Genomic DNA, 10,370 nt, shown 5'->3' on the forward strand with positions numbered 1-10,370 from the left:
ATTATCTTCCCTGCGGATCAGCCGCCGAAAGGCTTCAGCAGACACCTGTTCTGTTTTGTGGAACTCGGGCACAGTTGTCCTTTCCAGCTCACATCGACCCTGAAGATCGAAACTCGCGCGGGAATGGTTCCTCAACGTCCATCGCCCACGAAGAGCTGGCACAGTTCGGCCTAAAATAGCGCCCTCAGCCGGTCGGCGGATTGAGGGTCACCCTTGGCCTCGAAGCGCGAGTACAGTGCGGAGGAACTTTCACTATTCTTGCTTGGAAGATAGAAGCTTCCTGTTGGTTTCGCCCCACAGCTGCCGGTCTGGAACGCGCCTCGTTCGCGACGTTCAGATTGCGATCGGCCCTGCCTGAAAGCTGCCTTCCGCTGCGGTCCGACGCGCAATACAATGCGTCGAAATGCATATGGATTCGCCCCCTCAACTGTTTGTTGCCTGGCTGCCATTCCGTTAAAGGCAGTTCGCAGTCAGAGGGAGACCGATAGACCCCCGTCGACCGCCAAAACATGTCCGTTGACGTAGGCGGCAGCGTCGGACGCGAGAAACACCACGGCTCCGCCGAGTTCCTCAGGTTGAGCCCAGCGGCCAGCAGGGGTTCGCGCCTCGACCCATTTGGTGAAGGCCTCGTCGTTGATGAGCGCGGTATTTAGCTCGGTGGCGAAATAGCCAGGGGCGATCGCGTTGATGGTGATGCCGTGGCGGCCCATCTCGGCGGCGGTCGAGCGTGTCAGTCCATGCAACCCCGCCTTCGCCGCCACATAGGCGTGAATGGTGGGGCGGCCAAGGATCGCCGCAACGGATCCAGTGTTTATGATGCGCCCGAATTTATTCGGCAGCATCAGGCGCACCGCCTCGCGCATCATACGGAAGCAGGCCGAAAGATTGACCGCAATCACGCGGTCGAAGTCCTCGTCCTCCCATTCGACTAACGGGCTGCGATGCTGGATGCCGGCGTTGTTTATCAGGATATCGAGGCGGCCGTGGCGTTCGACGATCCCCTCAAGCGCCGCCCTTGAAGTCGCCGCGTCCGCAACATCGAACGGCAGGGCTTCGGCACCGATTTTTTCCGCCGCCGCGGAGAGGGGGTCCATGTCGCGCGCGTTGACAATCACCGTTGCGCCGTTTTCCGCAAGCGCCTTGGCCATGGCAAAGCCGAGGCCACGCGAAGCACCCGTCACCAATGCGACCCGGCCCTTGAGCGAGAACATTTCCGACATTGAACCCCCTGGAGCGAGATAAGATGATAAAGCAGCAATCTAACCGCACCTCGCTCCAATGAAAGGGCGGGAGTTTCCTCCCGCCCTAAAGCACTATTTGGCGACGCAGGTATCGGCCGTCTGCGGCGTGCAGACGTCGAGGCCTGTGTAGGTCGGGTCAGCCGGGGGCGCCTTGCCGTCCTTCATGTCCTTCAGTGCCATCATCGTCTTGTAGCCCATTTCGAACGGCCGTTGACCGACCTGGCCAAGCGAAAGCCCTTCCTTCATCTGGTCGATCTGCACGGGAAGCGTGTCGGCGACGACAAGGGCCAGCGCTTTCGAGGCAATCTTGTCCTTGTACGGTGCGACTGCGGCGCGGTTGGCATCAGGAATGAATTGCGGGAAGCCACCCGTTGGGATGAATGCGTCAAGGTTTGGATTTTTCGCCATGATGTCCTCAAATTGCTGCACCGAAAGCGGAAAATCATCATTGGTGTAGAGCGGACAGCCTTCGATTTCGGTCCAGCCGTTCTGGCCCGTCAGCCGGTCCCCGGGCGAGGCTGCCGATTTGGTGCCCGAAAGCGTATCGCGAATGCCCTGCATGCGTTCATTGTGGTTGGCCGCCGCCGCGCCGCCCGACTGGATGCAGATCGTGCCGCCTTTAGGCTTGACCTGCATGGCAAGCTTGGCAAGGTTCACGCCGATCTCATAATTGTGGGTGCCGATATAAGCGACGCGAAGCTCCTTGTTCTCGGGCAGCAGGTCGGAGTCCCAGGTGAGGACCGGGATGCCGGCTTCCTTGGCGGCCTGCAGCGCAACCGCCATCGCCGCGGCGTTCGATGGCGACACGGCAATGCCGTCCACCTTCTTGGCCACGAGATCCTGCACGATCTGCACCTGCTCGTCGCCGCCGCCATGCTCGCCGGGGCCGATATACATGCATTCCAAGGCGCCCTTCGATTCGGCTTCGGCCTTCTTGCAGCCGTCGCGTGCCTGGTCGAAGAAAGGATTGTTCATGTTCTTCGGTACCAGGGCGAAGGTATATTTCGCCTGGGCGCCGGAAACGGCGAGCACCATTGCGCCAAGCGCCACGGCCGCCATCAGCAGATTTTTTTTCATTTTGACGTTCTCCTCCTAGGTGGAATGCCCCGCAGGCCTCCCGCCGGCGGGGTTTTCTAGCGGCTTTTTTTGGGCATCAAGACTGCCAGCCAAGCGGCGAGAATCGATTTGCCGCCGGTTTGCATGCCCAAAAGAACCGCGAGAACGATGAAGCCGCCGACGAAGGCGCCTTGCCAATTTGAATCGATGCCGGCCATCAGCAGCGCATTCCTGATCACTTCGAGGAACGCCGAACCGATGATCGCGCCGAAGGCCGTGCCGGCTCCGCCCATAAGGCTGGCTCCACCGATGACCGTCGCGGCGATCACGCGCAACTCGTAGCCTTGGCCCATGGCATTGATGGCCGAGCCGTTGTAGCCGAGGAGCAGGAGTGAGGCGACCGAAGCGGTGAACGCCGAGAAGACATAGGCCTCGAATTTGATCCAGTCGACCGGCACACCAGTCAGCCGTGCCGCCTCCTCATTGCCGCCGATAGCGAAGAGATGGCGGGCCCAGGCCGTGAAATTGAAGACGAAACCGACGATCAGGGCCAGGATCACCATGGTCCAGAACTGTGATGACAGTTCTGGTATCCAGTGCGGTGCCCAATCCTGTGGCCCATGCACCGGCCATTTCGCCTGACCGATGGCCTTTACGATCGGAGCATCGGGCCCGAATTGGTAGAGCATCTGGTTGGCGGAGAATACGACCGCCAGCGAACGCGCCGCGGATAGCATGCCGAGGGTGACCACAAAAGACGGCATTCCGATATAAGCGACGAAGAATCCGTTGACCGCGCCGCACGCCATACCGGCGAAAAGGCCGGCGGCGAATGCGATGTACCAGGGATAGTGCCAGGTCAGGAACAGGCCGGCGACGATGACCACCAGGCCCATGATCGAGCCGACCGACAGATCGATGCCGCCGGTGATGATCACCACCGTCATGCCGAGCGCCATGATGCCGAAAGGTGCGAAGTTGCGCGTGACGTTGGCGGCGTTTTCGGAGGTGCCGAAGCTCGGCTCCATGGCCGTCATCAAGGTGACGAGGGCAATGAGCGCGATCGTCACCCAGAACGGCTGACTTGAAAACACATGTTGAAGCGCCGTCTTTTCCTTGGTCGGGACGAAGTCCGACATGGCCGATCGGCCGGTTTCCGGGGCCGACTCCCTAACACTAACCGACTCCTGAGCACTATTCGCCACGGATGGCCCCCGTTATCAGTCCGGTGATTTCCTCGGGCGACGTATTGTCGACATCCTTGTCGGCAACCTTCGAACCTCGCCTGAGCACAATGATACGATCTGCAACGGCGAAAACGTCAGGCATGCGGTGGCTGATCAACATGACGCCGACACCTTGCGCTTTGAGGCGCCGGATCAATTCGAGCACCTCTGCCACCTGGCGTACCGAGATGGCGGCGGTCGGCTCGTCCATCAACACCAGCTTGGCGTTTGAAAGCCGGGTCCGCGCGATGGCTACCGCCTGGCGCTGCCCACCCGACATCTTCCTGACGAGGTCGCGCGGCCGGGTTTCCGATTTGAGTTCCCTGAACAGCGCTGCCGAGCGGTCGATCATCGCCTGCTTGTCGAGCACTCTGATCGGCCAGAAGCCCTTCTTCATCTCGCGGCCAAGAAAGACATTTTGCGCGGCCGTCAGATTATCCGCGAGCGCCAGGTCCTGATAGACGACTTCAATTCCCTTGGCACGGGCCTGAACGGGTTTATGGAAGTGACAAACCTCGCCGTCCACGACAATTTCGCCGTCGTTCGGCGGGAAATTCCCGGCCACCGTCTTGACTATGGTTGACTTGCCGGCGCCGTTGTCGCCCATCAGGCCCACGACTTCACCCCGCTCCACCTGGAAGCTGATGTCGGTCAGGGCCTGAATGGCCCCAAAATTCTTGGAAACGTGACGAACCTCAAGCACCGGCATCGCGGTCCTCCCCGGACAACACTTGTCAATTTTGTCCCGGTGTTATGCAAGGCAGCTAATCAGCGAAACGCATTCAACACAATGGTTATTAGATCTGCCTTATAAGATGGCAATCTTCCTCAGCAACGGCAGACGAGAAGCCGCTGGGCCCTACATCAATTGCCATAATGGAGCAGGGAGTCCTCATGGAGGAGAAGCGTGAACTGAAATTCGCTGACGATATCGTTAGCGCTCTGGACAACAGTGGCGATCGTCGGTTGCCGACACATGGGGAGTTGACAAGCCAACAGAGGAACCCTCAAGGACAATGACATCAAGCTGACAGAAGCCCATACTGCTTCGACCGTAATGAGGTCGGGAGTTGAATGGCAGCTACCCTTGAATCCGCCCCTTAAACCGGACCGCCCGCTTCCGGCCCCCGAACCCGACGTTAGAGTATCTGCTCGACAATGACGGTTTCTGGCCCACTTGCCCGTTCCGAGGGAAGAGGCGAACGACGGCCTTCTACCTGCTGGTGTCATTTAGCACTCTCTTATGGATGAAGGGTCCTTCGTGGTCATCGTCAGACGCTCACCCGACGGGCGCAGCCATTTCCAGAATGGTCGCCAATTCCCCGTCTTCGAGGCGCTTGCGCTCCGCGATGAGATACGCAGCGATATACACGAGCTTGCTGATGGACTCCTTGTGGTCGGCCGGCCGATACATGATCACCTCGCGCCGCGCCATCGCCTCTTCGGACACCCGCCGCCCTTCCCTGTCGAGGACGACGGCGGATGCTTTTTGCGTCGCCATATGTCGCCCGGTCACGGCAGCCAGGTTCAAGCCAATGGCCGATTCCTCTGGTGCCGCTTCTGCCGAGAAGCGCCCGGCTAGTGGAGATGGCCAATCAATCAGGTCATCAGCGGATGGATCAAGCGTAGATATTCCTAGGCTCAGCATGGCTTTGTTCCTAGTAAATCGACCACCGCCCCGCCGCGACCATTCGACTGATACCCACCAAGGAGCGAAAAAAAAGGGGTGACAGCCCCCCTATTTTTCAACCATAGAGGGTGTAAACCCGCCCCAAGAAATAGGCAGCGAGGTTCTGGAGACATGTTTCGAGCGTTGGTCGTCGAGGACCAAAACTTGATGCGACTGGCCCTGATGGAGCAAATTCGCTCGAGCCTGGGCGATTGCATGGTGCTTGGCGCGGAGACGTTGGAGATCGCCACCCGAGAGCTCCAGCGAGACGATTTCGATCTTGTTGTTATCGATCCTGGCCTACCTGGCTTTGATCCTACTGCTCAGGCCGATCGCGTATCTGTTGTGGATAAGATCATCGAAGCGTCACCGAGTGCCATCCATGTTGTCGTGACTGGTTCTGACAGCAGCGCGGAAGCCGAGGAATTTCGGCAGATTGGCGCAGCCGGATATCTTGGCAAGACCGGTCTGGAGCCCGGCGTGTTTTCGGATGTGCTGGAAGACATCTCGACCAAAGGCTTTTCCATTCGGCTTTCGCGTGTCGGAATGACCATTCCCGACTATCGATATTCCGGCCTCACTCCGCGCGAACAAGAAATCATCGACATGATGACCCGTCGAGAACGGGGCATGAAGCGGAAGCAAATTTACGAACTGATGTCGCAACGCCTAGGCATTGACGTTGGCACTGTTGAAAAATACTATAAGCAGGCGCGGGCTAAACTCATGAGGCAGGGTCATAAGCTGCCTAAGGGACTATAGACCGCATGGCATCACTGACAATTCATGGCATAAAACTTCCCCTCCTTCCTGGCGATGTATCGCCGATCATCTGGCAAGCCCTCGCCAACGGCAGTTACGAGGCCAAGGAAGCCCGTTGGGTTCACAAAGCAGTCAAGCGCAACGATCGCGTGCTTGAACTCGGTACCGGCATCGGCGTCATCACCTCAGTCATCGCGAAAATTCCCGGTGTTCAGGTGTGGGCGTTCGAGGCCAATCCGACGACTGCAGCGCTGGCGAAGCGCGTCATTGACGCAAACGGCATCGACAACGTGGTGTTGTCGCAGGGCATTCTTGCCGCGGGAAAACCTCGGAGTTTCCGCTTCTACGTGCGCAAGGATCTCTGGATGTCATCGATGGACCCCAACCAAGGTCCCTACGAGCACGAGATCTCCATCAGCTCCACCAACATCGACGAGTTTTTGACCACTCACGATATCAATGTCTTGGTCATGGACATTGAGGGTGCAGAGCGCGACTTGCTGAAGCAAGCCGTTCTACCAGGCGTTGAACGCATCTTTCTCGAACTGCACGATCATCTCTATGGTCTGGAGGGCATTCTGGACATCACTCAGGCGTTAGCGGCCAAGGGATTCGCCTATGATCCGAGAGGATCACGTGGACCATGCGTGCTGTTCTCCAAGGACGACGGCCCAAGGGAATATGAAGCGGAGGCAGCCGATGCGGCATAACATTCTCACCCTGACACTCTCGTCAGTTTTCGCGATCGCCTCTTTGTCGGCATCGGCGGCGAGTTACGACAACCCGAACATGATCTCCGTTGAGAATGCTTCCGGCCAAGCGCTAAAGACCTTCTCGAGCGAGCAGCTGAAGGCCGAGTTCCCTCAGCAAACCTACGACACTCGCACTCCCTGGACGAAGGATAACGAAACAATCGTCTACCGGGGACCCAAGTTAAAGGACGTGCTTGCAAAGGGCGGCATTTCCGAGAATCCAGGCATCAAGATCGTCGCCTATGACAATTTCGTTTCCGAGATCCGCGGCGACGAAATTGAGCAGTTCGAACCTATCCTCGCGGTTGAACGGAAATGCACGGACGACGACCGTGCCAAAAGCCTGTGCAAGGGCGGCCAGGAGTTTCGCCCCATAAACATGCTGGAGAAAGGCCCGATCTTTGTTGTCTGGCCCTACGACCGCTTGCCGAGTGATTACGTCCCTGCCCGCAATTCGATTTGGGTGTTCTTCCCAGTAGCCCTTCGATCGGTTCAATGACGTTCAGGACCAGCAGCGTCTTTGCTATCCTTCCCTATGTGGGGCTGTGCGTCGCGCTGGTCCTGAGTACCTGGGCGTTTCTGCAGTCGGAGCAATATCGACACGATACCGACGAGATTCTTAGCCAGACCTATGAAATCCAATGGCGCGCTACGCAGGTCAGGGAACGGCTTTTGCGAGTCAACGGCTATGTCCGCTTTGCCAGCGAAGCGGGCAAGCTTGAGCCCGACATCAGCCGACAAATCGCTCTCGTCAGCGTCAACATCGAACAATTGCTGGCGCTCTCCTATGTCGACCGGTTCCTGCCGAAGAAGGATGCCAAACTGTTGCAGGATGTTCGCCAGATCATCGAGCAAAAAGTCACGCCGATCATCGTTGCGGGGTCGAACTACGCCCAAGCTCTCCCCTACATGGATCGGCTCGAGCTGGATATGTTCGAAGTGTCCAGCGCCACGGTTAATCATAGTGCCACCCTGCAGGAGACGGCTCAGATCGACATTGCTGCATCGCGCAACTGGTTCCTATTCGCGATAGCCCTTGGCCTAGTCGCGATCTTCTACCTCATCATCCATCAGCGCTACGCCTTCATCAGCCGCCGCGATCAGCACTTGCGCTCATTTGCTTCGCTGTTTGCTCACATGACGCGATCGCGCGTCACCGCGCTTCGGCTCTTTCTGGACAACACAGGCCTAGGCCAACCACTCAGCGAAGAAATGTTGAAGGCCGCCCGCGGCGCGGCAAACGAGCTCGAATCCATCAACAATGGCCTGCTTAAAATCGCCTATAGCGAGCGGGATCCTCGATCCGAAGAACTTGGCAAAATTCTTCGAAAAGTCGCCGAGCGGCGAAACGGTCTCGTCAGGCTGGATATCGACATTGACACGGTCCACCTCCCCGTCCCCGCGACACAATTTCAGTTGCTCGTCGACGAGCTGGTCCAAAATGCCGAAACCGCCGTTAACGGCAGGCAGAACCCTAGGATCACCGTTCGCACGGCGCTCAGACGGCTCCGGTTTCTCGGCCGTACGAACGTCATTCTGGAGGTATCCGACAATGGCGTGGGAATGACACCCGAAATTGCCGAAAAGGCCACAGTGCCTTTCTTTTCGACGAAGGCTGGCAATCATGTCGGACTTGGTCTCACGGGATGCGCCCAAATGGCCGCAACCCTGCGCGGCAAGCTCATTGTCAACAGCAGTCCGGACAACGGCACTGTTGTGCAAGTGCGGATTCCAATCCAGCCGTTGCCGGCGGCAGCCAGCGGCTAGGCGGCCGCCTTATCGACCGGCGCTGCCTGCTCCATCACTGTATTGCATCGATGTCAACGGGGAGAGCCTACGAAAGCAACGTTCCTTGCATCTTGCATCACCGGCTTCACCCGGTTGACCTTCGCTGCTTAATTGACGGATAGCGGAGTTGCTGCGTCGCCTCCGAGACCCCGTGCTTGCGGGCCAGATCGCCCGCCTTCGCACCCGCCTCATGCTCGCGCAGAACCGCGATGATCTGCTCTTCCGTAAACCGCTTTCTCTTCATCAGTCCGTCCTTCAATCAAGGCCCAGACTCTAATCTCAGATGGAGGAAATTCTCAGTGGCAGGTCACCGACCATGAGCTTCCGCCAGTGACTCGTCCTCTTTCTCCTCGATCTCAAAATGAAGAATTACGTAGCCTCTCGGATCGGTCTCCAAGATAAGAACGCCCCTCGATTGCCGAACGTATCTTTGTGAATTTCATTCTTATCTCCTTTCAGTCTCAGAGAGTCCATGAAAGGGCGATAGTATTGTGACTTCGTGCGGCTGATGGCGGCGAGTTCTAGGGAACGTTATAGTTAACTCTTTTTCAAGAGTGCAGCAAACCTGTTATAGTACCTTTTGGGGAGGTCTGAACCATGCCGAAATCGGTTGGCCGAAACCCCACGACTGCGGCCGGAAATCTGGTTGTCATCAGGTCCTCCTCTGCGGGCGCCAACATTTATCGAATTGCTAAGAATGAGCCAATGAAAATACTGGCCATGCTACGGCAATCAGAACAGAGATCGGGACAGCCAGCAGCAATGCGAGCTCTACAATTCGGGATTCTTTGTCGTTGAACACAGTTACCACTCTCCTTATTAAAGGGTTTAGGGTTCGCCGCCTACGGAGAGGACGAGCGAACCCTACCGGCGCGGGAAGGGACCGGGCTGCGCCGATCTTTACTGTGCTGGTCACCCCAGCACTGTTCCAATTGCCTGTCATTCAGAAGTCTGGCCAGAAGATATTTCGGATCACTAAAGCACGAACATTCGGCTTGGCTAAAGGGCGGAACATTCGACAGACAAGTAGGGAACTAAAGGTGTACTTTCTAACCGTTTCTTTATTTGGTCGCGCTTGATCTGAGCGAAACCAGCGGAAATGGCCAGCGAGTGGTCTTTCTAAAGGCGACAATTCCTGATGTCGGCCGCCACGGATTTTACGCGGTGACCGCTCGGCGGTAGGCAAATGCCCGATCCCAGAATGACGAGTCAGAAGCCGGTTACGAGCCACGGATTGGTGTCGTATCCCAAACGCGGCTTTGATGACTGTCCACTTGTGGCTGGCGACGTGGCCGTTCCGGTCAGACTGCAGTCCAGCTCTGGAATCAGCTTTTTTGTCGAATGCTTCGTAGAGCACAAAGCAGCAGCATCACTCACGACCACTTTCTTGTCCTTGGCAACGGCGACACCGCCCCCAACCAAAACAAACGCAGTGCAAAAGATCACCATTTTCATTGCAATTCCCTCCATTGCGGCCCCCAGATGTGCGTAATGACGTAACGTCACCTTTAATATTAGCATTGTCAAATATAAAAGATGGCGGCAATCTGCGGAGTTCGCAACCGGCCGGGCGTTACCGTTGGGCTTCAAATGCTCCAGTGACGCGACCTCATCTATTCGCGACGCGGCGAAGTCGTCATCGTGATCGCGAGGGCCTTGCTTCTTGCGCTAGTGGCACCTATGGGCAGCCAGAAGGCCATTATGTTCGCATCATTGGTGATATCGCCCGGGCTTGAGCGTCGAAAGCTTCCTGCCGATAGCCTGAACACATGCCCTCTAAGAGTCCATTTTGAAATTCACGGATGAGCGTTTCGGCGGATGAGATTGCCGCCCATTGCGACAAGGATCATGGCGTGGTGAGGTTGACCATCAACAG

The 10,370-nt window shown here is 57.4% G+C and carries 10 protein-coding genes and 1 pseudogene; 4 read left to right on the top strand and 7 right to left on the bottom strand.

What is annotated here, in order from left to right; genetic code table 11:
* Positions 1-470: 470 nt before the first annotated feature.
* The 5 genes from JT360_RS32085 to JT360_RS32105 all read right to left on the bottom strand — a co-directional run bounded on the left by JT360_RS32085 (position 471) and on the right by JT360_RS32105 (position 5,171).
* The gene (locus JT360_RS32085) at positions 471-1,220 is read right to left on the bottom strand and encodes a glucose 1-dehydrogenase (protein WP_214477272.1); all 750 of its coding nucleotides are present in this window, start codon (positions 1,218-1,220) and stop codon (positions 471-473) included.
* 93 nt (positions 1,221-1,313) lie between these two features.
* The gene (locus JT360_RS32090; protein ID WP_214477274.1) at positions 1,314-2,318 is read right to left on the bottom strand and encodes a sugar-binding protein; all 1,005 of its coding nucleotides are present in this window, start codon (positions 2,316-2,318) and stop codon (positions 1,314-1,316) included.
* Between the two features lie 56 nt (positions 2,319-2,374).
* Complete coding sequence (locus tag JT360_RS32095) at positions 2,375-3,436, bottom strand: ABC transporter permease (RefSeq protein ID WP_214477275.1); 1,062 nt, start codon at positions 3,434-3,436, stop codon at positions 2,375-2,377.
* A gap of 55 nt (positions 3,437-3,491) precedes the next feature.
* The gene (locus JT360_RS32100; protein ID WP_214477277.1) at positions 3,492-4,232 is read right to left on the bottom strand and encodes an ATP-binding cassette domain-containing protein; all 741 of its coding nucleotides are present in this window, start codon (positions 4,230-4,232) and stop codon (positions 3,492-3,494) included.
* Between the two features lie 570 nt (positions 4,233-4,802).
* A complete protein-coding gene (locus JT360_RS32105; protein ID WP_214477279.1) occupies positions 4,803-5,171 on the bottom strand; it encodes a hypothetical protein in 369 nt (122 codons plus the stop codon).
* Positions 5,172-5,324: 153 nt separating this feature from the next.
* On the opposite strand from JT360_RS32105, the gene JT360_RS32110 reads away from it, so the two are divergent.
* From JT360_RS32110 to JT360_RS32125, 4 genes are read left to right on the top strand one after another with little or no spacing between them, the layout of a single operon-like run.
* Entirely contained in the window at positions 5,325-5,954 is a 630-nt protein-coding gene (locus tag JT360_RS32110) for a response regulator (protein ID WP_214477281.1), read from the top strand.
* Positions 5,955-5,959: 5 nt separating this feature from the next.
* Positions 5,960-6,664 carry an FkbM family methyltransferase gene (locus JT360_RS32115; RefSeq protein WP_214477283.1) on the top strand — a complete coding sequence of 235 codons (705 nt, stop codon included), beginning with the start codon at positions 5,960-5,962 and terminating at the stop codon, positions 6,662-6,664.
* Positions 6,654-7,205: a hypothetical protein gene (locus tag JT360_RS32120; protein ID WP_214477285.1), complete on the top strand. Its 552-nt coding sequence runs from the start codon at positions 6,654-6,656 to the stop codon at positions 7,203-7,205. Before JT360_RS32115 ends, JT360_RS32120 begins: the two co-directional genes overlap by 11 nt.
* Entirely contained in the window at positions 7,202-8,473 is a 1,272-nt protein-coding gene (locus JT360_RS32125) for an ATP-binding protein (protein ID WP_214477286.1), read from the top strand. The genes JT360_RS32120 and JT360_RS32125 overlap by 4 nt, the downstream gene beginning before the upstream one ends.
* 154 nt (positions 8,474-8,627) lie before the next feature.
* Here JT360_RS32125 and JT360_RS32130 read toward each other — a convergent pair.
* Positions 8,628-8,738, bottom strand: a pseudogene (locus JT360_RS32130) (transposase); the annotation flags it as partial.
* A 965-nt stretch (positions 8,739-9,703) separates the two neighbouring features.
* Positions 9,704-9,949 carry a hypothetical protein gene (locus JT360_RS32135; RefSeq protein WP_214477290.1) on the bottom strand — a complete coding sequence of 82 codons (246 nt, stop codon included), beginning with the start codon at positions 9,947-9,949 and terminating at the stop codon, positions 9,704-9,706.
* Positions 9,950-10,370: the final 421 nt, after the last annotated feature.

The sequence above is a fragment of the Mesorhizobium sp. dw_380 genome (genome assembly GCF_018588885.1).
Lineage (GTDB): Bacteria > Pseudomonadota > Alphaproteobacteria > Rhizobiales > Rhizobiaceae > Mesorhizobium.

What these genes read in the sequence shown, in the direction of transcription:
- JT360_RS32095 (WP_214477275.1), bottom strand. Translation starts at nt 3,436, where the DNA reads ATGTCGGACTTCGTCCCGACCAAGGAAAAGACGGCGCTTCAACATGTG.
- JT360_RS32105 (WP_214477279.1), bottom strand. Translation starts at nt 5,171, where the DNA reads ATGCTGAGCCTAGGAATATCTACGCTTGATCCATCCGCTGATGACCTG.
- JT360_RS32090 (WP_214477274.1), bottom strand. Translation starts at nt 2,318, where the DNA reads ATGAAAAAAAATCTGCTGATGGCGGCCGTGGCGCTTGGCGCAATGGTG.
- JT360_RS32120 (WP_214477285.1), top strand. Translation starts at nt 6,654, where the DNA reads ATGCGGCATAACATTCTCACCCTGACACTCTCGTCAGTTTTCGCGATC.
- JT360_RS32110 (WP_214477281.1), top strand. Translation starts at nt 5,325, where the DNA reads ATGTTTCGAGCGTTGGTCGTCGAGGACCAAAACTTGATGCGACTGGCC.
- JT360_RS32085 (WP_214477272.1), bottom strand. Translation starts at nt 1,220, where the DNA reads ATGTCGGAAATGTTCTCGCTCAAGGGCCGGGTCGCATTGGTGACGGGT.
- JT360_RS32115 (WP_214477283.1), top strand. Translation starts at nt 5,960, where the DNA reads ATGGCATCACTGACAATTCATGGCATAAAACTTCCCCTCCTTCCTGGC.
- JT360_RS32100 (WP_214477277.1), bottom strand. Translation starts at nt 4,232, where the DNA reads ATGCCGGTGCTTGAGGTTCGTCACGTTTCCAAGAATTTTGGGGCCATT.
- JT360_RS32135 (WP_214477290.1), bottom strand. Translation starts at nt 9,949, where the DNA reads ATGAAAATGGTGATCTTTTGCACTGCGTTTGTTTTGGTTGGGGGCGGT.
- JT360_RS32125 (WP_214477286.1), top strand. Translation starts at nt 7,202, where the DNA reads ATGACGTTCAGGACCAGCAGCGTCTTTGCTATCCTTCCCTATGTGGGG.